The organism is Sanguibacter gelidistatuariae (assembly GCF_900096585.1).
In the GTDB taxonomy this organism is placed as follows: domain Bacteria; phylum Actinomycetota; class Actinomycetes; order Actinomycetales; family Cellulomonadaceae; genus Sanguibacter; species Sanguibacter gelidistatuariae.
In genome coordinates this window covers 13,334-38,870 of record NZ_FMYH01000004.1, presented here as the reverse complement: position 1 = coordinate 38,870, position 25,537 = coordinate 13,334, and the positions used below count along the sequence as shown (strand labels likewise).

Sequence of the window (25,537 nt, the reverse complement as noted above, 5' to 3'; positions counted from 1 at the left end):
TCGAAAGCTGGTTCATGCCTCCTGTCAGCGCAGATGCGCCTCAGTGGCTGTTGTCCTCGTGGATCCGCAGCACGCAAGCTGCCGGAGCCACCGCACCAGAGAGCGAGATCCGCGCCACAGGGCTCTCCCTCCTCGACCGGTGGAGCGAGACCGGACGCATCTATCACAACGTCCGTCACCTCGCCGACGTCCTGAGCAGGGTCGATGAGCTGGCTGAGGAGGCGCACGAGGCGGACCTGGTCCGGTTGGCCGCCTGGTACCACGGGGCCGTGTTCTCCGCGGCGTCGTCCGCCGCATACGCCACCCAGGGCGGGGAGGACGAGGTCGCCAGCGCCGCGCTCGCCCGCACCGAGCTCATCGAGCTGGGTGTACCCGAGCGCAAGGCGGACCGCGTCAGGGACCTCGTCACCGCGCTCTCCCGACACAAGTCGCTCACCAACGACGAGGACTGCGCCGTCCTCTGCGATGCCGACATGGGCATCCTGGCGGCCGAGCCGCAGCGCTACAAGGCGTACCTGATCGACATCCGCAAGGAGTACGAGCACATCCCCGTGCGCGACTACATCGAGGCGCGTCATCGCATCCTCACCAAGCTGCTCAGCCGGAAGGCGCTCTACACGAGCCCGCTCGCGACCGGCTGGGAGGACGCCGCCCGCCAGAACCTCGCGGGCGAGGTCGCCCGGCTCGAGAAGGAGCTCAGCAAGCTCGATGTGTCCTCGACGCCCGCCTAGCGCGTCGAAGACTCCTTTGCAGACCCAGTCGACCTAGGCAAGCTGGCGGTATAGCCCGAAGAGCCCGTCCACACGTCCGTGCGCCGGTTCCTGGGGCACAGCCCGCCCCGCCTAGCCGGCGGCCGGGTGCGGCGGCGCCCTAGCGTCGTGCTCAGGCGATGGACGTCCACCGACGGAGTCCGGGCCAGGCATCGTCCGGTGCCGCCGACTCCAGGAGGAACCATGAGCAAGTTCGGCGTAGACGTCACCCAGGTCTCCAGCGCGAGCGGGGTGGTCTCCACGTCTGTGACGACCATCCGGTCGGAGGTCACGGCCATGATGCGCCACCTCACCGACCTGCAGGGCTCGTGGACGGGGGCCGCCGCGATCGCGTTCTCCGGCGTGGTCGCACAGTGGCAGGTCACCCAGGTCCAGGTGGAGAACGGGCTCGACGCGATCACGGCAGCGCTGGGCCGCACCGCGACCACGTACGACGAGGCCGAGGCCTCAGCCCGGACCAACTTCCTGTAACCGGGCCTTCAGGTAGCCGGGCGCAGCGCCCTGTGCCTGAACCGGCGGGGATCCTGCCCGGAGGCCATCCGGGCGGGATCACGGGAACTATCCGGGCGAGTTCTGGCCCGTCGCCCGGCGGTACACCCGGGCCTCCCACGGGGCGAGCGTGGAGGCGGGTGCCCCCGCGACCGGATAGTTCGTCACGAGGAGCTCCTCGTCGAGCCAGCCCTCGACCAGCGGCACAGACAGCGGCGAGCCGGAGACGTTGGCCACGACGAGCAGCTGTTCGTCGTCCCCGTCCCGGGTGAAGGCATACAGGGTCGGGTGCTCGGGCTCGAGCAGCTGGAAACGGCCTAGGGCCACCGTGGCGGACGCGTGCCGCAGCGCGATCAGCCGGCGGTAGAACTCGAAGACCGACCGCTCGGCCGCCCGGTCCGCCTCGGCGTTGACCGTGACGTAGTTCGGGTTGACCGGGATCCACGGCTGGCCGGTCGTGAAGCCGGCGTGGGCGGTCGAGTCCCACTGGACCGGGGTCCGGGCGTTGTCCCGGCTCATCTTGCGCAGCCCCGCCAGGACCGGGCCGGGCTCCCTGCCCTGCTCGAGGACGGCCTCACGGTAGTAGTTGATCGACTCGATGTCGCGGAACTCGGCGATGTCGGCGAAGGGGACGTTGGTCATCCCCAGCTCTTCGCCCTGGTAGACGTACGGGGTCCCGCGGTGCAGGTGCAGCACGGTCGCCCACAGCGTCGCGGACTCGTAGCGGAATTGTCCGTCGTCGCCGAACCGGGAGACCAGCCGCGGCTGGTCGTGGTTGTTGAGGTACAGGCTGTTCCACCCGACGTCGGCCAGGCCGTCCTGCCAGCGGCTCAAGGACGCCTTGAGCGCGACGAGGTCGAGCGGGAGCGGGTCGAACTTGTCCGCGCCCTGGTCGAGCCAGACGTGCTCGAACTGGAAGACCATGTCCAGCTCGCGGCGCGCAGGGTCGGTGAACAGCCGGGCCTCCGCCACGCTCACCCCGGGCATCTCCCCCACCGTGAGCAGCTGCGCGTCCCGGCCAGCGAAGACCGCCTCGTGCATCTCGTGCATGAACTCGTGCAACCGGGGGCCCATGGAGAAGCCGAGGCCGCCGACCGCGGAGCCGCCGTCGATGTCCTCGAGCTGCTTGGACACGAGGTTGATGACGTCCATCCGGAAGCCGTCCACCCCGCGGTCGAGCCACCGGTTCATCATCGCGTAGACGGCCGCGCGGACCTGCGGATTCTCCCAGTTGAGGTCGGGCTGCTGGGAGGCGAACAGGTGCAGGTAGTACTGGCCCGTGCTCTCGTCCAAGGTCCACGCCGGCCCGCTGAACGCCGAGCGCCAGCCGTTCGGCTCGACGGGCACGTCAGAGGCCGCCACAGCTCGCGGCGAGCGCCACCAGTACCAGTCCCGCTTGGGGTTGGTCAGGGACGCCCGTGACTCGACGAACCACGGGTGCTCGTCACTCGTGTGGTTGACCACGAGGTCCATCACGAGCCTCATACCGCGGGCGTGGGTCTCGGCGAGCAGCTCGTCGAACTCGGCCAGCGACCCGAAGAGCGGATCGATGTCCTCGTAGTCGCTGATGTCGTACCCGTTGTCGTGCTGCGGGGACGGGTAGATCGGCGAGAGCCACAGGACATCTACGCCGAGGTCGGCGAGGTAGTCCAGCTTGGACCGGATCCCGGCGAGGTCGCCGACCCCGTCCCCGTTCCCGTCCGCAAAGCTGCGGGGGTAGATCTGATAGACGACCGCGGACGTCCACCACGCCGGAGCCATGGGTCCAGCCGATCCGGCGGCGGACGACGCGGCATCTTCGGCGAAAGTGGTCATGTGATCGGGCCTCTCATCACTGCGGAGTTCACCCGCCGTCGGGCGATCTGGTGTACTGCCAGCAACCATGCCACCACCCGTCGACGGAAGGCGACCGCACGCGCCCACGAACTCGTGAGCCACCAGCCGAACTCGTGAGCGACGACCGTCCGGAGCCGGGGAACGGACGTGGCTCACGAGTTCGGCGTCTGGCTCACGAGGTCGGCGGCGGCGTCGGGCATGGTGCGACTCGGGGAACGCAAGAGGCTGGTCCCCCCGGGAAGATCCCGGGAGAACCAGCCTCTCTAGCGCTGACGCGCGGTGGTGCGGGGTGGACTCAGAAGTCCATGCCGCCCATGCCGCCGTCGCCGCCCGGCATTCCGCCGGACTTCTCGGGCTTGTCCGCGACGACTGCCTCGGTGGTGAGGAAGAGGGCCGCGATCGAGGCCGCGTTCTGCAGAGCAGAGCGGGTCACCTTGACCGGGTCGTTCACACCAGCCGCGAGCAGGTCCTCGTACACGCCGGTTGCGGCGTTGAGGCCGTGGCCGGAGGGGAGGTTGCGGACCTTCTCGGCCACAACTCCACCCTCGAGGCCAGCGTTGATCGCGATCTGCTTGAGCGGAGCGTCGATCGCGGCACGCACGATCTGCGCGCCGGTCGCCTCGTCGCCCTCGAGGGCGAGGATGGCAGCAGTCTCGAAGGCGAGCTTGCCGGCCTGGATGAGAGCGACGCCACCACCGGCGACGATGCCCTCTTCGACGGCAGCCTTCGCGTTGCGGACAGCGTCCTCGATGCGGTGCTTGCGCTCCTTGAGCTCGACCTCGGTTGCCGCACCGGCCTTGATGACCGCGACACCGCCGGCGAGCTTGGCGAGGCGCTCCTGGAGCTTCTCGCGGTCGTAGTCGGAGTCCGACTTCTCGATCTCGGCACGGATCTGCTTGACGCGGCCAGCGATCTGGTCGACGTCGCCGGAGCCTTCGACGATCGTGGTCTCGTCCTTGGTGACAACAACCTTACGAGCCTGACCAAGCAGGTCGAGGGTCGCGGTCTCCAGCTTGAGGCCGACGGTCTCGGAGATGACCTGTCCACCGGTGAGGATGGCGATGTCCTGGAGGATCGCCTTGCGGCGGTCTCCGAAGCCCGGAGCCTTGACGGCGACGGACTTGAAGGTGCCACGGATCTTGTTGAGCACGAGGGTCGCAAGAGCCTCGCCCTCGACGTCCTCGGCGATGATGAGCAGCGAGCGACCGGCCTTCATGACCTGGTCGAGCAGCGGCAGCAGGTCCTTGACGTTCGAGATCTTCGACTCGACGATGAGGACGTACGGGTCTTCGAGGACCGCTTCCTGACGCTCGGCGTCAGTCTCGAAGTAGCGGGCCAGGAAGCCCTTGTCGAAGCGCATGCCCTCGGTGAGCTCGAGCTCGAGGCCGAAGGTGTTCGACTCCTCGACGGTGATGACACCTTCCTTGCCGACCTTGTCCAGCGCCTCGGCGATGAGCTCGCCGATCGCGGTGTCCCCGGCCGAGATCGCTGCGGTGGCGGCGATCTCTTCCTTGGTCTCGATGTCCTTGGCAGCGATCAGCAGCTGCTCGATGACACCCTCGACGGCCTTCTCGATGCCGCGCTTGAGGGCGATCGGGTTCGAGCCGGCTGCCACGTTGCGCAGTCCCTCGCGCACGAGCGCCTGGGCCAGCACGGTCGCCGTGGTGGTTCCGTCGCCAGCGACGTCGTCAGTCTTCTTGGCGACCTCCTTGACGAGCTCGGCACCGATGCGCTCGAACGGGTCTTCGAGGTCGATCTCCTTGGCGATGCTCACACCATCGTTCGTGATGGTGGGCGCTCCCCACTTCTTGTCGAGGACGACGTTGCGGCCCTTCGGGCCGAGCGTGACCTTCACGGTGTCGGCGAGGATGTTGAGTCCACGCTCCATACCGCGACGGGCCTCCTCGTTGAAGGCGATGATTTTTGCCATTGGGGTGTGATCCTCCGCTGGTGGCGTGTGAAGGTCGGCTCGTGCCCGCGACGGACGGCGTGGATCGGTGGCGTTCATGTCACGCCACCGGGTCCGCGCCTCACTGGTCGACCCATGTTTCTGTCACTCTCGGCATGAGAGTGCTAACGCCATTATTGGCACTCGACCCCCGAGAGTGCAAGGCCGATCGACCGTTTTCTGGGATCGGCGGTACGCCGACGGCGGAAAGCAGGCAGACCGCGCAAGATACTGTTCTTCCGTGACCATCACCACACCCGACACCGCAGTCGATGTGGCTCCCGCGCCTCAGCCGGGACCGCCGGGGCCCCTGCGCGCCGGTGGCCTGCGCCGACGCCCCCTGCGCCACCCCCAGAAGCGACGTCGTCGTCGCGTGGTCGTGGCGGTCACCCTTGTCACCACACTCACCCTGGGCGCCACGGCGGGAGCCTGGCTCACTCATCGCGGCCCCTTCACCCCGAAGCCGACGGAAGCGTTTGTCGCACTCGCCTCGACCGGGCTCGCCGTCGCCCCCGACGGCACACGCGCCGAGCTCGCCCCGGGCAGCGATCTCGTCTTCCTCGAGGGCAGCCGGGTCGCGGTCGCCGACCCAGCGACGGCGACCGCGGCCGAGCTCGCCACCGCGCAGGACATGCGCGACTGGCTCGCCGCGGGCACCGTCCCGGGCGCCGGGACCGAGTTCGAGGACATGTCTACGAACGCGCTGCTCGACCTGTACGCGCTGACGCTCGACGACGGCGCCGTGGTCGCCGGGTGGACCCCGCACTGGCGCTACGCCTGGCCGCGGGACAACGCCTTCGTCGCGACCGCGCTCGCGACGACCGGGCACACCGACGACGCGCTGAAGATCCTGGAGTTCCTGCAGGGGGTCCAGTCCGCCGACGGTTCCTTCGAGGCCCGCTACCTCCCCGACGCCTCCGGGCCGCCCGACGACCGCGGAGTGCAGACCGACGCGACCGGGTGGGCGTTGTGGAGCGCCTCGACCGTGCTCGCCGAGATCGACGACCCCGTGGCCCGCGCCGCGGCCGCCGCCGCGCTCAAACCGCTCATCGAGCGCAGCACGACCCGCATCCTCGCCCTGACCAAGGACGGCACCGCCCTGCCGCCGGCCTCCCCCGACTACTGGGAGAAGCGCACCCGCAAGGCCACGCTCGGCACGTCGACGCCGCTGCTCATGGCCCTGCAGGGAGCCGACGACCTCTTTGCGCTGCTCGGCAAGCCGTACCGGGCGTCGACGGTGGCGCAGGCCGCGACGACCTTCGACCACGTCGTGCGGACGAAGTTCGGCCCCAACTTCCCCCGAGACCTGGGCGGCTCCAAGGTCGACACCGCCGTCGCCTTCCTGCTCCCGCCCTTCGCCGAGACGGCCGACGACGACGTGCTCGCCGCCTGGGCGGCTGCGCCGGAGGCGATGGCACGCGCCGGCGGAGGTCTGGCACCCGGGGCCGGGTGGAAGCAGGACGGCATCTCCTGGACCCCGACCACGACCGTCTTCGCGCTGACCGCGGCCGCGCTCGGCGAGGACGACAAGGCCATCGGCTGGCTGCGCTGGGTCGATGCGCACCGCACCACGACCGGGTCCATCCCGGAGAAGGTCCTCTTCGACGGCTCCCCCGCCCAGCTCGCCCCCCTCGCCTGGAGCAGCGCGAACGTCCTCCTCGCCCTGACCTACCTCGGCGACTGACGCCTCCCTCTCCGCCACCCGCGTCCTCACACCCCAGCTCGCCCTGCCGACCCGCTCACCCTCCCGTAGGTGTACGAATTCCGCCCTGTTCTGAGCGAAAACAGGGCGAAATTCGGACACCTACGGCTGGACAGTCGGGGGCCCCCGCTGAGTGCGGTCAAACGGCTGCCCGGCGCCCGGTTTGTCCAGCCAAACGACCGCACTCAGCGAGTCGGTCAGCGAGTCGGTCAGCGAGTTGGTCAGCGAGTCGGTCAGCGAGTTGGTCAGCGGGTCGGTCAGCGGGTCGGTCAGGGGGCGAGGGAGGGGAGATCCCGGATGCCGAAGTGGTTGCGGAGGACTCTGCGGGCGGCGTACCAGCCGCCCAGCCCGTGCACTCCGGGGCCCGGCGGGGTCGACGCCGAGCACAGGTAGGCCCCCTCCACGCCCGTGCCATAGGGCGGGAGCCACGGGGTGGGCCGGGCGACCATCTGCCACGGGGTCACCGCGCCGGCCGCGATGTCACCGCCGACGTAGTTCGCGTTGTGGGCGGCCATCCCCTGGGCGGTGACCGCCCGGGAGGCGACGACCACGTCGCGGAAGCCGGGGGCGAACCGTTCGATCTGCGCGGTGATCGCCTCGGTCGGGTCGACGTCGGAGCCCGCCGGAACGTGCGCGTAGGTCCACAGCGGTCGCAACCCGCCGCTGGCCCGGCCGGGGTCGACGACCGTGGGGTCGCTCGCGAGGACCATCGGCCGGTGGGCGTGCCGGCCGCGGGCGACGTCGTGCTCGGCGCGGGCCATGTCCGCCCGGCTGCCGCCGACGTGCACGGTCCCGGCCAGCCCGACCTCGGCGTGCGCCCAGGGCACCGGGCCGGAGAGCACGAAGTCGACCTTGGCCGCCGCGTTGCCATTGCGGAAACGTCCCAGCGCCCAGCGCGCCGCCGCAGGCATCCGGTCGCCGAGGATCTGGGCGGCCATCCGCGCGGAGGTGTCGAAGACGTAGGCCCGCGCCGGGGGCAGGTCTCCCCCGCGGACCGCCGTGCCCGTGCGGACCTGCCCGCCGTGCGCCTCGAGATCGGCCAGGAGCGCAGCAGTGATGGCTCCGGAGCCGCCGCGCGGGATCGGCCAGCCGGAGGCGTGAGCGAGCGAACCGAGCAGCAGCGCAGTCCCCGCGGCCGCGAGCGAGGGCAACCGCGTGATCGCGTGCGCGGCGACGCCGGTCAGCAGGGCCGGGGCGGTCTCGCCGGAGAATCTTGCCCCCCACGCGGCGCTCCCCTGCTCGGCGACGGCGAAACCGAGGTGACTGGCGACGCGCGCCGTCCGGGCGATCTCCCGTGCGACGTCACGCCAGTTCCGCTGGGCGGCGGATTCGGCGGCGGCTCCGGCATCGGCTCCGGCGGCGGCAGGTCCGGCGGCATCGGCAGGCACGATCGCCGCAGACGGCCACCCCGGCCGCCGGTCCCCGAGCGCCAGAGAGACCACCGCGGCGGGCGCCGAGGCGAGCGGCCCCAGGAGCGCACGCCACGCGCCGGCGTCGACCCCGAGGCCCCGCGCGGTGCGCTCGATGTCCCGGTAGGCGATCCCCCCGCGTCCCCCGTCGAGCGGGTGCGCGTACGCCACCTCCGGCTGGAGCAGCTCGACGCCGCGACCGGCCAGGTCGAATGCTTGGAAGAACGGTGAGGCGAGCGCGAGCGGATGGACGGCCGAGCAGAGGTCGTGCGTCATGCCGTCGGCCAGGCCGAGCGGCTCGGTCCGGGCACCTCCGCCGGGGGTGGGCTGCGCCTCCAGGACGAGGACGGCCAGCCCGGCCCGGGCCAGGGTGACAGCGGCGGCGAGCCCGTTCGGACCAGAGCCGACGACGACGACGTCGCATCTGGTCACCTCCGGGCTACTTCCCGAACGATCCCGCGAGGACGACCGAGACGGGGCCGACGAGCTTGGGAGCCTCGATGACCTCGGTGATGCCGAGCAGCTGGGCGACCTCGCGCGCGGCGGCCTCGCTCTCGGAGCTCTTGAAGTACACGAGCGAGCTGGTCGGCTTGGTGCCCGTGAAGTTGTCGGCGACGACGTCGCTCCAGCCCGCATCGGTCAGGGTCGTGGCCGCACCTGCGGCCACCCCGGACCGGGCGGTCGCGTTGAGCACGCGGACGGAGGTCGTGGTGTCGACCGCGTCTGGGATCGGCGCGACTGGGGTGTCGACCGGGTCCTCGGTCGTGGCCTCGCCGTCAGGGGTGGCCTCGTCCGTGGCGTCAGGGGTCGCGGCGTCCGTAGCGGCATCCGTAGCGGCGTCCGTCGCGGCGTCCGTCGGTTCGGCAGATGCGCTGGGCGTCGCGGAGGCGTTCAGCCGCGAGGTCGGTGACTGCGCGAGGTAGTAGACCGTTCCCACCGCGAGCACCGCGCAGGTCACCACGACGATGACAAAGGGCGCGACACGGCTCCAGGCGGACCGTGGGGCCCGGTGCACCCCGGAGGGGGCTGCGTCGGGGGCCAAGACATCGAACTCGTCCTCGGGGTACTTCGTAGTCGGCTTGCTCACGGGCCAAGGTTAGCGGGTGCGACTGCAAACATTCGACGAAGACGCGCGGCTCAGAGCTGGCTGCGACGCTGCACTCGCTCGCGCTGGCGGCTCGCACGCATCCGCCGCAGCCGCTTGACGAGCATGGGTTCTGCCGCGAGCGCAGCCGGGGAGTCGAGCAGCGTGTTGAGCACCTGGTAGTACTGGGTCGCGGACAGGTCGAAGAGCTCGCGAACGGCCTGTTCCTTGGCGCCCGCGTACTTCCACCACTGCTTCTCGAAGGCCAGGACCGCACCGTCGCGCTCGCTCAGCGTCGGCTCCTCGGGCGGGGCGTCCGGCGGAACCTCGTTCTGGTCGCCGGTCTGGTCGCCGGTCTGGTCCTGCGACCGGGGCGTGTTGGCGGCTGCCTCGAACATGCTGACTCCCACCTGCACTTGTCCTCTCCCGCACGGTCCAGTTTCTGGCGGCGCAAACCTGCACCCCCGCTCCCTGCGGCCCGCACAGCGCGGGCACCACATCCACCGAGGATCTCCCCGACCCGCGGCGGGGATACGTCACCTCGCCGACCGACCGGGAAACCGGGAACCTGGCGGCTCATCCCTGCATCTTACGTGCGAATGACATGGGAGTCATTCGTCTGGGACCCTCGAGGGATGCTCCTCCTCGACTCCGTCGCACCCGACTGGGCGGCTGCCCTCGCCCCGGTCGCCTCCCTCATCGACGACCTCGACGCCCGGCTGCTGCGCCCCGCCGACAACACCGACAGTTCCGCCGCCGTCGCCGCGCACGTCGCCGCGCAGGCCGCCGGGCGGACCGCGACCGCGCCCACCGTGCTGCCCGAGCGCGCGGCGGTGCTGCGCGCCTTCCGGGAGCCGCTCGCCCGGGTGCGAGTGCTCGTCGTCGGGCAGGATCCCTACCCCACGCCGGGGCACGCGATGGGGCTGTCCTTCTCGGTCCAGCCGCACGTCCGGCCGCTGCCACGGTCGTTGCAGAACATCTTCACCGAGCTGCGCGACGACGTCGGGGCCCCTGCGCCCGCGACCGGAGACCTGACGGCCTGGGCGGACCAGGGCGTCATGCTGTGCAACAGGGTGCTGACCGTCGCCGCCGGGGACGCCGGATCGCACCGGGGCCTCGGGTGGGAGGCCGTGACCGACCACGCCATCGCGGCGCTCGTCGCGCGGGGCGGCCCGCTCGTGGCGGTCCTGTGGGGGCGGGACGCCCAGTCCCTGGCCCCGGCGCTGGCCGGCGTCCCGATCATCGCGAGCGCCCACCCCAGCCCGCTCTCCGCCCGCCGCGGGTTCTTCGGTTCGCGCCCCTTCTCCCGGGTCAACGAGCTGCTCGTCGCCCAGGGCGCCGCACCGGTCGACTGGACGCTCCCCGCCGCGCCCCGCGTCGAACCCGCCGACCTGCTCTTCTGAGCCAGGTCTGCCGACCTGGGCCAGAATGAAGCAGTGAGCGACGCCAAAACCACCCAGAGCCCCGAGTCCACCGCCACCGCACATCCGTCGACCGACGGGGTGCGCCTCCCGGCCCCGGGGCCGTGGTCGCGCTACGTGGCGATCGGCGACTCCTTCACCGAGGGCCTCTGGGACGTGCATCCCGACGACGACACCCAGTGTCGCGGCTGGGCAGACCTGCTCGCCCAGAACCTCTCCCACCGGCGCATCGACGCCGGTCAGGACCCGTTGCTCTACGCGAACCTCGCGATCCGCGGCAGGCTCATGCGCTCGATCATCGTCGACCAGCTGCCGGCCGCCCTGGAGATGAAGCCCGACCTGGTGAGCCTCGTCGGCGGCGGCAACGACATCTTGCGCCCGACGGTCGACATCGACTGGATCGCCCGCAACCTCGAGGACGCCGTCGTGACGATCCGCGAGAGCGGCGCGGACGTCCTGCTGTGCACGGGCTTCGACACGGCCGAGAGCCCGCTGGTGTCGATGACCCGGGGGCGGGTGGGCATCTACAACTCGCTCATCTGGTCGATCGCCCACCGGCACGGGGCGTACGTCATGGACATGTGGGGCATGCGGTCCCTCAAGGACTGGCGAATGTGGTCCGAGGATCGCATCCACCTCACCCCGGAAGGTCACCGCCGGGTGTCCCAGGCGGCTCTGCTCGGCCTCGACCAGGTGCCCGACGACGAGGCGTGGGACGACCCGTTGACCCCGCTCCCGCCGGTCCCCCGGATCGAGTGGGTGCGCGAGAACGCGCACTGGCTGCGCGAGCACGTCTATCCGTGGGCGACCCGCCGGCTGCGCCGGCAGTCCTCCGGGGACGCCAGGACGGCGAAGTACCCCGAGCTCACGCCCTTCGGGTGAACCTGCCCCCACCACCGCCTCCGCTGAGTGCGTGAACATGTACGCGACACGCCGACATGTTGCGTACATGTCCACGCACTCAGCGGGGGGCAGGGCGGGGCGGGGACGGTCACCGGCTGAGCGACTCCGGCAGCGTCGGCGCCAGTGCGGCATCGTGCAGCAGGCAGGCCACCTGCCGGCCGGGCTCGTTGAGCCGAGTCGGCCCGAGGACAGGCTGGATCTGCGAGCAGGCGTCCATCACGTGGTCGCAGCGCACCCGGAACGGGCAGCCGCTGGGCAGCGCCTGCAGGTCCGGCGGGGATCCCGGGATGCCCGCGAGCGGACGCTTGGGTCCGTGCAACGGCGGGAAGGAGTGCAGCAGACCGTGCGCGTAGGGGTGGCGCGGTCGGCGGTAGACGTCGCTCGCGCTCGCCTCCTCGATGATCTCCCCGGCGTACATGATCGCGATCCGGTCCGCGACCTCGATGAGCAGCGACACGTCATGGGTGATGAAGATGACCGAGAAGCCCAGCCGGTCGCGCAGGTCGATGACCTGCTCGAGGATCTGGCGCTGCATGACGACGTCGAGCGCCGTCGTCGGCTCGTCCATGATGAGGACCTTGGGCTCGAGGGCGAGCGCCATCGCGATCATCACACGCTGACGCATGCCCCCGGAGAGCTCATGCGGGAAGGCCGAGACCCGGTCCGGCGCGATGCCCACCATGGAGAGCAGCTCGCGGGCCCGCTCGGCGCGTTCGGCCTTGGTCGAGTCCTTGCGGTGCGCGGCGATCGCGTCCATGAGCTGCCGCCCGATCCGGTAGACCGGGTTGAGCGAGTTCATCGCCCCCTGGAAGACGATGGCGACGTCCTCCCAGCGAGAGGCACGCAGCTCCTTGTCGGTCATCGAGAGGATGTCGACCGGCGGCTCACCGCTGCCCTGGGCGCCGTGATAGAGCACCTCTCCGCCCATGATGAGGCCGGGGGGCGGGAGCAGCCGCGTCGCGGCATAGGCGAGCGTCGACTTTCCGCAGCCCGACTCTCCGGCCAGCCCCAGCACCTCTCCGCGGTGCAGAGTGAGGTTGACTCCGCGCAATGCTCGGACCGGGCTCTCGCCGTAGCCGTAGCCGACGTGCAGGTCACGGATCTCCAGGATGGGCTCCCGGGCCGCGGTGGGGGTCCCGCTCAGCGCGGTGATCGTCTCGGTCATCGCTTCGGCTCCTTCGTGGGTGGGGATTTCGGCGACGGCGTGGTCTCGGGCGCCCAGGCGTCCGGGTGCGCGGGCGGCGCGACGGCGCGACGACGCGACGTCGCCATGGCGGACCGGTCGATCGCGGTGAAGCCGATGCGCGGGCGGATGCCCCGTCGGCGCATGTCCTTCGCGCTGGTGCCCGCGGACCGAAGGCGCGGGTTGACGAACTCGTCGATGCCGAAGTTGATGAACGTCAGTGCCATGCCCACGAGCGCGATGCACAGGCCGGCCGGCACGAACCACCACCAGGCGCCGCGGTGCAGCGCCTGCCCGGACTGCGCCCAGTACAGGACGGTCCCCCAGCTCCAGCTCTTGATGCTCGTGACTCCGATGAAGGCGAGCGTCGTCTGCGACAGGATCGCGAACGTCACGGTGCCGATGAAGCTCGAGGCGATGATCGCGGTGAGGTTCGGCAGGGTCTCGAACCAGACGATGCGCCAGGTCGACTCGCCGTTCGCGCGGGCCGCCTCGACGAAGTCCCGGCGCCGCAGGGACAGCGTCTGGGCGCGGAGCACCCGTGCGCCCCAGGCCCAGCCGGTGGCCGCCAGGATCAGCGCGATGGTCATACCACCGGCGTCGGGCAGCTGGCCGGCGATGATGATGATCAGCGGGAGTGCGGGGATGACCAGGAAGATGTTGGACAACGCCGAGAGGATCTCGTCGCTGACACCTCCCAGGAATCCGGCGCTGACGCCCACGATCACGGAGAGCACCGTCGCGATGACGCCCGTGACCAGCCCGACCAGCATGACGCTGCGGGTCCCCACGATGATCTGGGACAAGACGTCCTGGCCCAGGTGCGACGTCCCGAACCAGTGCGTGGCGCTCGGCCCCTGCAAGATGTCCTTGGAGATGGCATTCGGGTCGAAGGGTGCGATCCACGGGCCGATCAGTGCCAGGAGCGTGAAGAAGCCGAGGATCACCAGGCCGGTGACGGCCTTCTTGTTCCGCAGGAACGGGAACCGCTGCTGGGCCGTGCCGCGAGGCTTGCGGCGGGGACCGGCGGCGGTCGGTGCGGGGTTTGTGCCGGTCAAGGCCGTGGCGTCGGTCTGGACGGGGATGGCGGTCATGTCTCAGCCCTCCTGTCGGGTGCGCGGATCGAGGAAGACGTAGGCGACGTCGGCGAGGATGTTCGCGGCCAGCACGGAGAGCGTGATGACCAGGAAGGCGCCCTGCATGAGCGGGAAGTCCTTCGCGCCGATCGCCTGGAACAGCGTGAAGCCGATGCCCTGGTAGGAGAAGACCATCTCGGTGACCAGTGTCCCCGAGACGATGAACCCCAACGACAGGGCGAAGCTGGACACCTGCGGCAGGACCGCGTTGCGGGCGGCGTAGCCGAACATCACGTTGGACTCGGACAGGCCCTTGGCCTGGGCGACCGTGACGTAGTCCTCCGACGTCACGGTCACCATCATGTTGCGCATCCCGAGGATCCAGCCGGCCACCGAGGACAGCACGATCGTCAGTGCGGGCAGCGCACCGTGCTGGAGCACCGAGACGATGAAGTCCAGGTCCCAGCCTGGGATGAGTCCGCCGTCGTAGGCGCCACCCGTCGGGAAGATCTTCCAGGTGATCGAGAAGAGCATGATGGCGATCAGACCGAGCCAGAAGTACGGGACGGAGGAGAAGAACGTCGCGACGGGCAGGATCCCGTCCGCCCACGTCCCCCGCCGCCACCCGATCAGCACGCCGATCAGCGATCCGAGCACGAAGCTGATGATGGTCGCGATACCCACGAGACCGATCGTCCACGGCAGGGACTGGGCGAGAACTTCGCTCACCGGCGTGGGGAAGTTCGCGAAGGACAGGCCGAGGTCGCCGCGCAGCAGCTGTTGCCAGTAGGCGATGTACTGCTCCAGCATGTTGGTGTTCTTGTCCAGGCCGAAGAGCACGTAGAGCGACTGCGCGGCGTCCGCGCTGATCTGCCCTTGCTTCCGGTTGATGAGGGACTGCACCGGGTCGCCGGGCATCAACCTCGGGATGAAGAAGTTGATGGTGACGGCCGCCCAAGCGGTGAGCACGTAGATGAAGATTCGCCGGGCAAAGTACTTCATGACGTGACCTCCACCTTGTTCTCGCCGAGCACGGGGAGCGCGCTCAGATCCGTGCCGGCGGCAGCAGCCTGCTCGGCGTCGGCGTAGCCCCAGCACGCCACCCGGTGACCGTCGGCCAGCTCGGCGAGCACGGGCACCTGCTCGCGGCAGATGTCGGTCGCGAAGGGACAACGCGGGTTGAACCGGCAGCCGGTCGGCGGACGGACCATGTTGGGTGGCTCGGCGCCTCGACCCTGGGTGACGTTGCCGCCCATGTGCTCGGGGTCGGGAGCCGACCGCACCAGCAGCTGGGTATAGGGGTGCGCGGGCTGCTGGGTGACGGACTCGCTGTCCCCGCTCTCGACGATCCGACCGGCGTACATCACGTGGGTCTCGTCCGCGAAGTACCGCGCCGAGGCGATGTCGTGGGTGATGTACAAGATCGCGATGCCCAGGCGGTCGCGCAGGTCCTGCAGCAGGTTGAGGATCCCGATCCGGATGGAGACGTCGAGCATGGAGATCGGCTCGTCGGCGAGCAGCACCTCGGGGTCGGCGGCCAGGGCGCGGGCGATGGCCACGCGTTGGCGCTGGCCACCGGAGAGCTCGTGGGGGAACTTGTCGACGTAGCGCTCGGGCTGCAGCTGGACGCGTTCGAGCAGCGCGTACAACGCTGCCTCGAGCTTCGCTCCGCGCAGCTTCGGCTGGTGGATGCGCAAGGACCGGGTGAGGGTGTACCGGACGCTCTTGGCCGGGTTCAACGAGGCGAAGGGATCCTGGAAGATCATCTGCACCCGGTGGCAGTAGGCGCGGAACGCGCGACCGCGCAGCGCCGTGACGGGTGCGTCGTGCAGCAACACCTCTCCCCCGGTCTGCGGGTACAGCCGGGCCAGCAGGCGCGCAACCGTGGACTTTCCCGATCCCGACTCGCCGACGAGGGCGATGACCTGGCCACCGCGGAGGCTCAGGTCGATCCCGTCGACCGCGTGGACGACCGACTTGGACCGCATGCCACCGACCGGGAAGTGCTTGGTCAGTCCGCGGGCCTGAAGGACGGGATCGGTCGTGGGGGGGAGGGCAGTCGCGCGCAGGGGTGGTGCTGCGGCTGCCGTTTCTGATTCGTGGGCCGGGTGACTCATCGGATACCTGCTTGCTTGAACGTGCGCCGGAGCGCGGAGAAGAGGAGAAGAGGAGACGCGGAGAAGAAAGAGGGCGGTGCGAGCGCCAAGACCCGTCTGCCGGTGACCGAGACCTGGTCTAGGTCAGGTCTCGGTCACCGGCAGACGGGAAGGGGAATCAGTCAGAAGCGGGCTTGAGCTTCGTCAGGATGAGCGAAGCCTGGACCAGGGTCGGCTGCGGCGGTGCGTAGGGGTTGGTCGCGTCGGGCCATCCGACGTAGTTCTTGGTCGTGTACTGGGCCGAGTACGGACGGGTCAGCACAGTGATCGCGGGAACCTCGTCCACGAAGACCTGCTGGATCGTGGCGAGGGCCTCGTCGCGGACGGCCTTGTCGGGGCTGGCGGCGAAGGTCGCCAGCGCCTCGGTGGCTGTCGGGTTGTCGAAGCGACCGAAGTTCCACGCGGCGCTCTCGCCGACCGGCTTGATCTGTGCGCCGTCCATGATGTTGGAGTAGATGTCCCACGGCGTGGCACCCGTGTCGGTCCAGTGCATCGAGGCCTGGAAGTCGCCCTCGGCGATCGCGGTGAACCATGCGTCCTGGTTCATCGCGTCGACCGACGTGTCGATCCCGATCTCCTTGACGGCGGCGGAGATCAGTTCAAGACCAGTCAGGTAGTCGCTCCAGCCTGCAGGGTTGCTCAGGGTGAAGAAGACCGGTGCGCCCGAGGGGTCGAGCAGCGTGTCGCCGGAGTAGGTGTACCCGGCGTCGGTGAGGACCTTCTTGGCGCCCTCGACGTCGACCTTGAACTCCTTGCCGGTGAAGTCCGCGGAGATGAACGGCGTACCGGCCGGCTCGGGGAGGCCCACGACGGAGTTGATCGCGGGGACCTGGCCGGTCGTGGCGAGCTCCGACGTCTGGTCACGGTCGATGACCATGCTCACGGCCTTGCGCACAGCCACGTCGTTGAATGGCGCGACGGTGGTGTTGAGGTAGAGCACGTCCGCACCGAGGCCGGCTGCTGCCCAGAACTTGTTGTGCTCCTTGTCCGCCGAGATGAAGATGTTCTCGATGTCGGGGATGAAGGTCCATCCCCACTGGACCTCACCGGAGATGAGGGCGTTGGTCAGCGCGGCGTTGTCGGTGTAGGAGCTGTAGCGGAGCTCCGGAACCGCAAGGTCGCCGCCCCAGTAGTCGGTGCGGGCCTTGAGCGTTGCGGCCTGCGGGGTCCATGACTCCAGGGTGTACGGGCCGGTGCCGATCGGGTTCTTGTTGACGTCCTCACCCGGGTCGGTCACCTTCTCCCAGATGTGCTTGGGGACGATGAGCAGCTTGAGGAGCTTCGTCTGGTTGGTGTACTGGCCGTTGGTGAAGTTGACGACAACCTTCCCGTCCTCGACGGAGATGTCGCCGTAGGGCAGTGCGTCGGCGTTGATGGCCGGGTTGTCCCGGCGCATCGAGTACGAGTACGCGATGTCGTCGGCCGTCAGCTTCTGGCCGTCAGACCACAGGACTCCATCACGCGGGGTGATGGTGATCTGGGTGAAGTCGTCGTTCCAGGTCCACTCGCTCGCCAGCCACGGGACGGGGTCCTCGGCCGGGTTGATGTCGTTGACCTGGGCGATCGGCTCGTAGAGCACGTTGGCGTAGCCGAGCGACTTCGCCGACGACGTCGCACCGAAGGGGTTGTGGTTGTCGGTCTGGGTGCCGTTGGGCATACCGATGGTCAGGACTGCGCCCTTCTCACCGCTTCCCTTGGTGGTGCTCGAGCCATCGCTCGAACCGCCGCCGCAACCGGTCATGAGCATGACCGCTGCCGCCAGACCGGCGACCGCCGAGAGGGCCTTCTTGTGATTACGCATGTGTGCCTCCTTGCACGTTGGGAACTTCTTGTTAGAGAGGTGGAAAGGTGTGGTGCAGGCCGGCGCACCGACCCGCGGGGTCAGAGCGGAGCGTCGAGCTCGATCCACAGGTCGCCGACCGATCGCCCGATCCGCAGGTGGTGCGGGCCGGGTGGCAGCACCCACCCGTGGGAGGTGGTGTCCCAGATCTCGAAGGCGCGCCGAGGCACGTCTACTGCGACCGTGGCCGGCGAACCCGCCGCGACCTCGGCCACCGCGAACCCGCCGAGCCAGCGCACAGGCCGCGCGGCGTCGACTGATCCGGTGGGGGGCTCGACGTAGACCTGGACGACCTCGCGGCTGGACCGCGGGCCGACGTTCGTGAGCTCCACGGTCACGACCACGCCGCCCTCGGGGGCGAGGTCGGCCCGGGCGTCGTCGTAACGCCACCGGGACCACCCGAGACCGTGGCCGAAGGGCGCGGCCGGCACGCGGCAGGCACGCTCCCAGCCGCGGTAACCGACGTCGGCGCCCTCTGAGTAGTCGATCCGACCGTCCTGCGGCAGCGCGTGAGGGACGGGGACGTCTTCTTCGGCGCCGGGCAGCGTCCACGGCAACCGGCCCGCGGGCTCGGTGACCCCCAGCAGCACATCGGCCAGGCCAGTCCCGGTCTCCTGTCCGGCGAGCCAGCCCCACAGCACCGTCCCGGCATCGGCGAACCATGGCAGGACGACGGGTGCTCCCGCGTTGACGACGACGATCGTCGCCGGGTTTGCCGCGAGCACCCGGGCGACAAGCTCGTCCTGGTTGCCTGGCAGCGCCAGGGTGGTCCGGTCGTAGCCTTCGGACTCGACCTCCTCGGTCGTGCCGACGACGACGATCGCGATGTCTGCCTCGGCCGCGGCGGCCACCGCAGCGTCGAGCTCCTCGGCTGCGCTGAGCCCGGGCAGGCGGTGCACGAGCGATCCCCGGACGAAGGAGTCGTATCCGACCGAGTGGACCACCTGGAGCTCGGCGTCGACCAGCACGGTGCGCGGCTGGCCGATCTCCACGGCCGCGCAGAACGCCAGCGGGTTGTTGTGGCTGGAGTCGAGGATCACCTCGGCCGCGACGATCCGACCGGCGGTCGAGACGAGCTGGCCGTCGACCACGATGCGGTGCCGTCCCACGGTTCCGATGCCGATCTCGTGGACACCCGGCTCGGTCAGTGTGAATGCGCCGGACACGTGCGCAGTCACGGCGTCGGCGCGGACGTCTTGGAGCCATCCGTCCCAGGTGGTCGTGGTCCAGGTCTCGAGCTCGGCGCCGTCGGCACCGGTGAGGGTGACCCGGATGCCGGGTTCGCCGGTGGTCAGATCCCGGGCCCGCGCCACGATGTCGAGGGCGGGCGGGTTGAGCCGCGCCCGCGCGCCGGCGGAGACCAAGAGGGTGACGTCGTCGGGCAGGGCCTCGCTCATCGCAGAGGCGAGGGAGGTCGTCCGGTCCGGTGCCACGTAGGAGGACCCGCCGCCCTGGCGGAAGGGCTCGGTCACGGCGGGGCCCAGCAGCGCGATCGTCGCCGGCGAGCTGCCGGCCCCGAAGGTGAGGGGGATCAGGTCGTCGTCGTCGGCGAGCACGACAGTCGAACGGGCCACGAGCAGACGCAGGAAGTCCGCGGCCTCCTCGGGGGTGGGCGCTGTGGTCTCGCGCAGGTCCGTGCTGAGTGAGGCGGTCGCCTTGAGCGCGCCCACCCGATGGGCGAGCCGCAGCAGCCGGAGCACCTTGTCATCGAGATCGAGCTCGGTGACGGTCCCGGCGCGCACGGCGTCGAGCAGTCCATCGCCCCAGGGCCCGTCCGGTCCAGGCATCTGCAGGTCGAGGCCTCCGTGGACGGCCGCCGCCACGGACTTCGTGGCGAGCCAGTCGCTGACCACGACCCCGTCGAAGCCCCACTCCTCCTTGAGGACACCGGTGAGCAGGGGGCGGTGCTCGACGATCGGGGCGGCGACGTCGCCGTCGTCGACCCCGCTGTATGCGGCCATGACGCTCCACGCGCCGACGTCGGCGACCAGGCGTTCGAAGGGTGCGAGGTAGACCTCGCGCATGGTGCGCTCGTCGACGCAGGCGAGGTAGCTCGTGCGCTCTGTCTCGGAGTCGTTGGCCACGAAGTGCTTGACGGACATGCCCACGCCGTCGGCCTGGGCCTGCCCGACGACGGCGCACGCGATCTGCGAGGTCAGGTGCGGGTCCTCGGAGTAGCACTCGAAGTGACGACCGCCGACGGGAGTCCGTTGCAGGTTGACCTGCGGGGCGAGCACGACGTCGACGCCGTGACGGCGAGCCTCGGAGGCGAAGAGCGCCCCGGTGCGCGCCGCCAGCTCCACGTCCCAGGTGGCCGAGAGGGCGCTGGGCGCTGGGAAGGATGCTGACGTCTGGGGCGCCTGTGCGGTCGTGCCTCGCACTCCCGCAGGACCATCAGAGAGGACCATGGCGCGCAGGCCGATCCGCTCGATCGCCACGGTGCTCCACATGTCCGCCCCGACGACCATCCGGACCTTCTCTTCAAGCGTGAGCTGGGCGAGAAGATCGGCGATCACCGCCTCGAGGGACGGCCGGCCGGCACCGGATCCGGTGCTGGTGGGGGCTGTCTGGAAGTGCACTCAACTCTCCACTCTTGACGTCGCTGTCTGCGTGGATGCAATACAACCACACTTACTTACACGTTAGTAAGTGAAGCAGATCACAGTATGGTTGCGGTATGGAACAGCAGAGCAAGCCCGTCCCAGCCCGCCGCCCGCGCGCGCAGACGGCCGCGCGCCGCGAGGAGATCCTCAAGGCGGCGATGCACACTTTCGGGTCGAAGGGCTACCACAACGGGTCGCTCACTGAGGTCGCCGAACAGGTCGGTATCACCCATGCGGGGGTCCTGCACCACTTCGGTTCCAAGGACAAGCTGCTCACCGCCGTGCTCGAGTACCGCGACAAGGTCGACGTCGCGCACCTCGAGGGGCAGCACATCCCCGACGGCATGGCGCTGTTCCGCCACCTCGTGCTCACCGCGCGCATGAACGCCGAGCGGCGCGGGATCGTCCAGGCCTACACGGTTCTGGCCGGGGAGTCGGTCACCGACGGGCACCCCGCGGGCCCCTGGGTCACGAGCCGTTTCGAGGTGCTGCGCGCGGAGATCGCGGCCGCGCTGCGACAGATCGTCGAGGAGCGCGCCGCCTCCGAGGGCTCACCGATCTCCCTCACCGACGCCGCGGCCAGCACGGGCGCAAGCTGCATCATCGGGACCATGGACGGCCTGCAGGTGCAGTGGCTGCTCGACCCGGACGCGGTCGACCTCGCCGAGACCACGGCCTTCGCGATCGAGGCGATCCTCGCCGCGACGCTCGCCGGCAGCCGGCTGCCGCGCCCCTTGGACCAGGCCGATGTTCTGCCGTCACACGGCTAGGACCTCGACCCCCTAGGCTCCCGCCACGGCACCCAGCTCGCGCAGCACCCCAGCCACCCGGCCCGCGAAGCCGTCCGGGGTGTCTGCTGGCAGGGACGCGACCGGGAACCAGGCCAGCGCCTCGCTCTCCTCGCTGACCGACGTCTTGAGGTCCCCGCCCGCGACGACGGCGTACCCCACGTCCCAGTGGACCGCGCACCGCCCGAAGCCGTCACCGAGGCCGTGCCGGTCGAGGTCGACCGGCGTGGGCCGCAGCAGCACCAGGTCGTCGAGCCCGCTCTCCTCGTGGGCCTCCCGCAGCGCCCCGTGCGCGACCGAGGCGTCCCCGGGCTCGACGTGACCGCCGAGCTGGACCCAGAACTGTCCCTTGCGGTGGAAGCACAGCAACACCTGGGTCAGGTCGGGGGTGAAGACGAAGGCGCTGCCGGTCACGTGCTCGGGGCCACCGTCTCGCTCGAGCCCGCGCGCCGGCCGGGCGGCGAGGAATTCCGCGTAGTCGTCGCGGAGCATCCGCTGGGCCGCGTCAGCCGGCGACCATGCGGCCAGCACCTCCAGGAGGTCGGAGGTCCTGTGGTCCTGGGGCTCTACGGCGTCATCCATCCGGGAACCTTAACAACACGCCGGTCGCGCACGGCAGCGGGCGCGGGCCGCCGTAATCGTCGTGGTCGTCGCGGTCGTCGTGGTCGTCGCGTCAGGGCATCCGTGGCAGAGTCGAAGCATGACCGTCTCCTGGCCCTGGGCCTCCGTCCCCGCACCGACCTTCACGCCCGCCACATCGATCGCGGCCCACGAGATCCCGTCCTCCCCCGGCGTCTACGCCTGGGTCCACGACGACGAGGTCGTCTACCTCGGCGTCGCAGCCTCAGGGCTGCGCTCCCGAATCCGCACGCACCTGGGGACGGCCGCCGACCTGTCCCGGTCCGCCTTCCGCCGCAGCGTCGCCGGGCACGTCCTGACGACCCCGGCGGCCTCCTCGCGCAAGCGGCTCAGCACGCTCGACGTCAAAGACCTCGCGGTGGTCAACGCTTGGGTGCGCGAGTGCTCTCTCGGCTGGATCGAGACCACCAACGCCGACGAGGCCCGCGAGCTCGAGGACACGCTGCTCTCGAAGCATCGTCCGCCGCTCAACAAGCAGTAGGTCGAGCCCGCTGGGCCCGATCCCGGGCGCCTAGAGGGGGATGTCGCGGCCGATGACGATCGTCCGCTGTCGGGGCAGGTCAAGGGTCTCGACGGGGTCGGGCACGAGCCGGAACAACCCGAGGAAGAGGCGCTGTGACCATCGGGGCATCCGGGAGCGCGAGCTGTACTGCGGGACGGACAGGGACACGAAGTACGTCGCTGTGCCTAGATTCACGCCTCGCATCACCTCGGGCTCCGCGCTCTTGACCTGGTCGAGCAACCGGCGGATCCGTGGCCGTTCGCGAAAACCGTAGGTCACGGTCACCAGCACCACGCCCTCGTCGCCCATGGCCGCCACCTCAAATCTCTCGTTCGCCGGTACGAGTGGTCGGTCGACCGTGGTCCAGCTGACGATGAGCACGTGACGCTGCAGGGCGTGGTTCTGCTCGACCATCGATCGCAGAGCGAGTGGCACGATCCCGCCGTGCCGGCTCAGGAAGATCGCCGTGCCTGGGGTCCTGGTCACCGAGTGGTGCGCCTCGAGGACATCCTCGACGCGCTGGACGGTGGTCTCCAGGGCCAGGCGTCCGCGGTTGACCTGCCGTTGCCCCATCCACCAGGTAGCCATCGTGACGAACACGACGACGCCGATCGTGAGGGGCAACCACCCTCCTGAGCCGACCTTTGCGAGGTTCGCCACGAGGAAGACCAGGACGACCACGAGGATCGACCCGGCGACGACCAGCCGGCCGGTGATGCGCCGTCGGGAGGTCCAGCCGTAGGCGAGGTACACGACCGTGGTGATCGAGATCGTCAGCGTCACGGCGATGCCGTACGCCGACGCGAGCGCGACCGAGGACCGAAACAGGAGGACGACAAGAAGAACCATCACAGCCAGGAGGGCGTTCACGGCCGGTAGGTAGATCTGCCGGCTGTTGGCGGCAGAGGTATGCACCGTCCGCAGCGTCGGGAGCACTCCGAGACGTCCACTCTGGTGGACGACGGAAAACGCTCCCGACACGACAGACTGCGAGGCGATGACGGTCGCAAGCGTCGCAAGAATGACGACGGGCACCTTCACCGGATCGGGAACCAAGGAGAAGAACGGGTTGCCCGCGGCGTCCTGCGCCACGAGCATGTGCCCGGCCTGACCCAGGTAGCTCAACGCGAGAGCGGGGAAGACGACGAACACCCACGCCCGCGCGATCGCGCGCCGACCGAAGTGGCCGAGGTCCGCGTACAGGGCCTCCGCCCCGGTCACGGCCAGCACCACGGCCCCCAGCGACAGGAACGCGGCTCCGGGATGGTCCAGGAAGAAGAGCACGACCCAGTGCGGGGAGAGGGATACCAAGACCTCTGGCGTCTCGACCACCCCCCGGACGCCGCACGCAGCGATCACGGCGAACCAGAGCACCATGACTGGCCCGAAGAACCGGCCGATCGCCCCGGTCCCGAGCCGCTCGACGAGGAACAGGCCCGCCAGGATCACCAGGGCCGCAGGCACCACGAGCCGCGCCAGCGACGGCTCGACGACCTCGAGCCCCTCGACGGCCGACAGGACGGAGATGGCCGGGGTGATCACGCTGTCGCCGAGGAACATCGCGGCACCGAGCATCCCGAGCACGGTGAACGCGGTCGCCGCTCCACGTCGACCGATCTGCCGGCGCAACAGCCCGAGCAGGGCCAGCAGTCCCCCTTCGCCCTCGTTGTCAGCACGCAGGAAGAAGCGGACGTACAGGACACTGACCACCAAGGTCAGGGACCACAGGATCGTCGACGTCATCCCGAACACAAACGTCCGGTCCACCCCGACCCCAGCCTTCTTGGCCGTAGCGACCACGGCGGCCGCCGCGTAGAGCGGACTCGTCCCGATATCACCGAAGACGACCCCGAGCGCTCCCACGACCGCCACGGCGCCGACCGTCGGGGCGCGTCCCGCTGGCACCTCCACCGTGGGTGAGATGACGCCTCCTCGCTGACCCGTTCGCGAGGCACGATCGACCTCCAGCCTCGACAGACTCAGTCTTGCGCCCGTTCTCGGCGACGGCCATGTGAGATCTGTGCCGGCGGAACGCCTCCTGCGCGAATCGCACCCGGATGAACCAGGGTGCTGGAGGCATGCAGAGACGACTGCAGGCCAGCCCGTAGAACGGTCTGACCTGCATCGATGGAGCCGCCTGTCGGATTCGAACCGACGACCTTCGCTTTACAAGAGCGGAGCTCTACCAGCTGAGCTAAGGCGGCACGCACGGACGAGTCCGTGCGGTGAGAACCTTACCGCCACTTCCTCGACCGTGGTAGTTCGCCGGCTCCGACCGGTCGACCGCAGTCAGGCGGCGGTCGACCGGTCGTCCCGGATCACGATCAGGGGGCGACGGCCGCTCCCGGCGCGGCCTTGATCTCCGCGGTGAGGGCGCCAGGCTGGCGCCAGTCGCTCGTGACCTTCTCCCCGTTGATGAGGATCGTCGGCGTGCCGAATCCGCCGCTCTCGTTGAGCAGCTTCTTGTTGTTGAAGGCGATCTCGGTGAGGGCCTCGACGAACTTGTTGTACGTCCCGGTGGCGATCCCCTTGGCCACGTCGTCGGGCACGCCGGCGCTCGTGGCGATCGCCGCGATCTCGTCGTTGGTCAGCCCCGTGGTGGCCTCGGCCGGCTGGTTGGCGAACATCGCGGTGTTGAAGGCGAGCGCCTGGGCGGGCGCCTTCTCCGAGACGTAGGCGAAGGCCTGTGCGGCCCGCGTCGAGAACGAGGAGCCCTTGGACTGTGCGTCGAGGATGGAGACCGGGTGCACAACCATGGTGATGTCACCACTCGCGCGGAGCGCGTCGAGGTCGGCGCCGTTGGTCTCCTCGAACTGACCGCAGATCGGGCACATGTAGTCGAGGTAGACGTCGACGCGGACGGCGTCGGCACCCGAGGTCGACCCGGCCTCGCCCGACTTGCCGAAGCTGATCCCGCCGGCTGCGTCCGAGACGCTCGGAATCGCAAGCCCGTCGGGGAACGCGGTGATCCCCGAGGACACGGTGGGCCCGGCGCTCTTGATGATCGCGTAGCCCACACCGACGACCACCAGCAACCCGGCAAGGACCGAGGCGATGATCACGTTCCGGGTGCGCTTCTCCCGCCGGATCTGCTCCTGCTGCAACTTGAGGGCCTGCGCGCGTGCGGCGTCGCGGCGGTCACCCTTCGAGAGCTGAGGTTCCTTGGTAACCATTGCGATCTACTGCCT

General features: G+C 69.7%; 21 protein-coding genes and 1 tRNA gene. 7 read left to right on the top strand and 15 right to left on the bottom strand.

The annotated features are described in order from the left end of the window. Positions 1-14: 14 nt before the first annotated feature. The gene (locus tag BLQ50_RS10175) at positions 15-731 is read left to right on the top strand and encodes an HD domain-containing protein (protein ID WP_093183416.1); all 717 of its coding nucleotides are present in this window, start codon (positions 15-17) and stop codon (positions 729-731) included. Between the two features lie 222 nt (positions 732-953). Further along, positions 954-1,241 (top strand): WXG100 family type VII secretion target, encoded by a 288-nt coding sequence (locus BLQ50_RS10170; RefSeq protein ID WP_093183414.1) that lies wholly within the window; start codon positions 954-956, stop codon positions 1,239-1,241. Between the two features lie 87 nt (positions 1,242-1,328). On the opposite strand, the gene BLQ50_RS10165 is transcribed toward BLQ50_RS10170, so the two are convergent. Both BLQ50_RS10165 and groL read right to left on the bottom strand, forming a co-directional pair. Continuing rightward, positions 1,329-3,074, bottom strand: coding sequence for a glycoside hydrolase family 13 protein (locus BLQ50_RS10165; RefSeq protein ID WP_093183413.1), 1,746 nt, complete (start codon positions 3,072-3,074; stop codon positions 1,329-1,331). A gap of 316 nt (positions 3,075-3,390) precedes the next feature. Further along, on the bottom strand, positions 3,391-5,025 hold the full coding sequence (groL, locus tag BLQ50_RS10160) for a chaperonin GroEL (protein ID WP_093183411.1): 1,635 nt from the start codon (positions 5,023-5,025) through the stop codon (positions 3,391-3,393). A 259-nt stretch (positions 5,026-5,284) separates the two neighbouring features. Here groL and BLQ50_RS10155 point away from each other — a divergent pair, with 259 nt between their 5' ends. After that, the gene (locus tag BLQ50_RS10155) at positions 5,285-6,727 is read left to right on the top strand and encodes a glycoside hydrolase family 15 (protein ID WP_139185797.1); all 1,443 of its coding nucleotides are present in this window, start codon (positions 5,285-5,287) and stop codon (positions 6,725-6,727) included. Positions 6,728-7,014: 287 nt separating this feature from the next. On the opposite strand, the gene BLQ50_RS10150 is transcribed toward BLQ50_RS10155, so the two are convergent. Genes BLQ50_RS10150 through BLQ50_RS10140 form a run of 3 tightly spaced genes read right to left on the bottom strand, consistent with a single transcriptional unit; the run spans position 7,015 to position 9,636 of the window. Next, positions 7,015-8,586 carry a phytoene desaturase family protein gene (locus BLQ50_RS10150; protein WP_093183408.1) on the bottom strand — a complete coding sequence of 524 codons (1,572 nt, stop codon included), beginning with the start codon at positions 8,584-8,586 and terminating at the stop codon, positions 7,015-7,017. Positions 8,587-8,593: 7 nt separating this feature from the next. Further along, positions 8,594-9,241: a LytR C-terminal domain-containing protein gene (locus BLQ50_RS10145; protein ID WP_093183407.1), complete on the bottom strand. Its 648-nt coding sequence runs from the start codon at positions 9,239-9,241 to the stop codon at positions 8,594-8,596. Between the two features lie 50 nt (positions 9,242-9,291). Beyond that, on the bottom strand, positions 9,292-9,636 hold the full coding sequence (locus BLQ50_RS10140) for a DUF3263 domain-containing protein (RefSeq protein WP_093183785.1): 345 nt from the start codon (positions 9,634-9,636) through the stop codon (positions 9,292-9,294). A gap of 237 nt (positions 9,637-9,873) precedes the next feature. On the opposite strand from BLQ50_RS10140, the gene BLQ50_RS10135 reads away from it, so the two are divergent. Together BLQ50_RS10135 and BLQ50_RS10130 are read left to right on the top strand one after the other, a co-directional pair. Beyond that, positions 9,874-10,641: a uracil-DNA glycosylase gene (locus BLQ50_RS10135; protein WP_093183405.1), complete on the top strand. Its 768-nt coding sequence runs from the start codon at positions 9,874-9,876 to the stop codon at positions 10,639-10,641. A 33-nt stretch (positions 10,642-10,674) separates the two neighbouring features. Next, a complete protein-coding gene (locus BLQ50_RS10130) occupies positions 10,675-11,541 on the top strand; it encodes an SGNH/GDSL hydrolase family protein (RefSeq protein ID WP_425424094.1) in 867 nt (288 codons plus the stop codon). Between the two features lie 109 nt (positions 11,542-11,650). On the opposite strand, the gene BLQ50_RS10125 is transcribed toward BLQ50_RS10130, so the two are convergent. The 6 genes from BLQ50_RS10125 to BLQ50_RS10100 all read right to left on the bottom strand — a co-directional run bounded on the left by BLQ50_RS10125 (position 11,651) and on the right by BLQ50_RS10100 (position 20,396). Beyond that, the gene (locus BLQ50_RS10125) at positions 11,651-12,727 is read right to left on the bottom strand and encodes an ABC transporter ATP-binding protein (protein WP_093183404.1); all 1,077 of its coding nucleotides are present in this window, start codon (positions 12,725-12,727) and stop codon (positions 11,651-11,653) included. Next, complete coding sequence (locus BLQ50_RS10120; RefSeq protein WP_093183402.1) at positions 12,724-13,839, bottom strand: ABC transporter permease; 1,116 nt, start codon at positions 13,837-13,839, stop codon at positions 12,724-12,726. The genes BLQ50_RS10125 and BLQ50_RS10120 overlap by 4 nt, the downstream gene beginning before the upstream one ends. 3 nt (positions 13,840-13,842) lie before the next feature. Further along, entirely contained in the window at positions 13,843-14,823 is a 981-nt protein-coding gene (locus BLQ50_RS10115) for an ABC transporter permease (RefSeq protein WP_093183400.1), read from the bottom strand. After that, positions 14,820-15,938: an ABC transporter ATP-binding protein gene (locus BLQ50_RS10110; protein WP_093183398.1), complete on the bottom strand. Its 1,119-nt coding sequence runs from the start codon at positions 15,936-15,938 to the stop codon at positions 14,820-14,822. Before BLQ50_RS10110 ends, BLQ50_RS10115 begins: the two co-directional genes overlap by 4 nt. Positions 15,939-16,095: 157 nt before the next feature. After that, complete coding sequence (locus tag BLQ50_RS10105; RefSeq protein ID WP_093183396.1) at positions 16,096-17,778, bottom strand: ABC transporter substrate-binding protein; 1,683 nt, start codon at positions 17,776-17,778, stop codon at positions 16,096-16,098. Between the two features lie 80 nt (positions 17,779-17,858). Continuing rightward, positions 17,859-20,396 carry a beta-glucosidase family protein gene (locus tag BLQ50_RS10100; RefSeq protein WP_245701086.1) on the bottom strand — a complete coding sequence of 846 codons (2,538 nt, stop codon included), beginning with the start codon at positions 20,394-20,396 and terminating at the stop codon, positions 17,859-17,861. Between the two features lie 98 nt (positions 20,397-20,494). Here BLQ50_RS10100 and BLQ50_RS10095 point away from each other — a divergent pair, with 98 nt between their 5' ends. Beyond that, on the top strand, positions 20,495-21,190 hold the full coding sequence (locus BLQ50_RS10095) for a TetR/AcrR family transcriptional regulator (RefSeq protein ID WP_093183395.1): 696 nt from the start codon (positions 20,495-20,497) through the stop codon (positions 21,188-21,190). Between the two features lie 12 nt (positions 21,191-21,202). On the opposite strand, the gene BLQ50_RS10090 is transcribed toward BLQ50_RS10095, so the two are convergent. Next, the gene (locus BLQ50_RS10090; protein WP_245701084.1) at positions 21,203-21,790 is read right to left on the bottom strand and encodes an NUDIX hydrolase; all 588 of its coding nucleotides are present in this window, start codon (positions 21,788-21,790) and stop codon (positions 21,203-21,205) included. Positions 21,791-21,908: 118 nt separating this feature from the next. Between BLQ50_RS10090 and BLQ50_RS10085 the strand changes: the two genes are divergently transcribed. Continuing rightward, positions 21,909-22,328 (top strand): GIY-YIG nuclease family protein, encoded by a 420-nt coding sequence (locus tag BLQ50_RS10085; protein ID WP_093183393.1) that lies wholly within the window; start codon positions 21,909-21,911, stop codon positions 22,326-22,328. Between the two features lie 30 nt (positions 22,329-22,358). On the opposite strand, the gene BLQ50_RS10080 is transcribed toward BLQ50_RS10085, so the two are convergent. The 3 genes from BLQ50_RS10080 to BLQ50_RS10070 all read right to left on the bottom strand — a co-directional run bounded on the left by BLQ50_RS10080 (position 22,359) and on the right by BLQ50_RS10070 (position 25,522). Next, positions 22,359-24,221 (bottom strand): KUP/HAK/KT family potassium transporter, encoded by a 1,863-nt coding sequence (locus tag BLQ50_RS10080; protein WP_175559099.1) that lies wholly within the window; start codon positions 24,219-24,221, stop codon positions 22,359-22,361. Between the two features lie 256 nt (positions 24,222-24,477). Beyond that, positions 24,478-24,553, bottom strand: a tRNA-Thr gene (locus BLQ50_RS10075). A 120-nt stretch (positions 24,554-24,673) separates the two neighbouring features. Then, positions 24,674-25,522, bottom strand: a complete 849-nt coding sequence (locus BLQ50_RS10070) for a DsbA family protein (RefSeq protein ID WP_093183390.1) — start codon at positions 25,520-25,522, stop codon at positions 24,674-24,676. Positions 25,523-25,537: the final 15 nt, after the last annotated feature.

Coding starts and splice junctions, on each gene's coding strand:
- BLQ50_RS10085 (WP_093183393.1), top strand. CDS start 21,909: ATGACCGTCTCCTGGCCCTGGGCCTCCGTCCCCGCACCGACCTTCACG.
- BLQ50_RS10095 (WP_093183395.1), top strand. CDS start 20,495: ATGGAACAGCAGAGCAAGCCCGTCCCAGCCCGCCGCCCGCGCGCGCAG.
- BLQ50_RS10165 (WP_093183413.1), bottom strand. CDS start 3,074: ATGACCACTTTCGCCGAAGATGCCGCGTCGTCCGCCGCCGGATCGGCT.
- BLQ50_RS10110 (WP_093183398.1), bottom strand. CDS start 15,938: ATGAGTCACCCGGCCCACGAATCAGAAACGGCAGCCGCAGCACCACCC.
- groL (WP_093183411.1), bottom strand. CDS start 5,025: ATGGCAAAAATCATCGCCTTCAACGAGGAGGCCCGTCGCGGTATGGAG.
- BLQ50_RS10120 (WP_093183402.1), bottom strand. CDS start 13,839: ATGACCGCCATCCCCGTCCAGACCGACGCCACGGCCTTGACCGGCACA.
- BLQ50_RS10070 (WP_093183390.1), bottom strand. CDS start 25,522: ATGGTTACCAAGGAACCTCAGCTCTCGAAGGGTGACCGCCGCGACGCC.
- BLQ50_RS10090 (WP_245701084.1), bottom strand. CDS start 21,790: ATGGATGACGCCGTAGAGCCCCAGGACCACAGGACCTCCGACCTCCTG.
- BLQ50_RS10135 (WP_093183405.1), top strand. CDS start 9,874: ATGCTCCTCCTCGACTCCGTCGCACCCGACTGGGCGGCTGCCCTCGCC.
- BLQ50_RS10115 (WP_093183400.1), bottom strand. CDS start 14,823: ATGAAGTACTTTGCCCGGCGAATCTTCATCTACGTGCTCACCGCTTGG.
- BLQ50_RS10125 (WP_093183404.1), bottom strand. CDS start 12,727: ATGACCGAGACGATCACCGCGCTGAGCGGGACCCCCACCGCGGCCCGG.
- BLQ50_RS10140 (WP_093183785.1), bottom strand. CDS start 9,636: ATGTTCGAGGCAGCCGCCAACACGCCCCGGTCGCAGGACCAGACCGGC.
- BLQ50_RS10105 (WP_093183396.1), bottom strand. CDS start 17,778: ATGCGTAATCACAAGAAGGCCCTCTCGGCGGTCGCCGGTCTGGCGGCA.
- BLQ50_RS10170 (WP_093183414.1), top strand. CDS start 954: ATGAGCAAGTTCGGCGTAGACGTCACCCAGGTCTCCAGCGCGAGCGGG.
- BLQ50_RS10175 (WP_093183416.1), top strand. CDS start 15: ATGCCTCCTGTCAGCGCAGATGCGCCTCAGTGGCTGTTGTCCTCGTGG.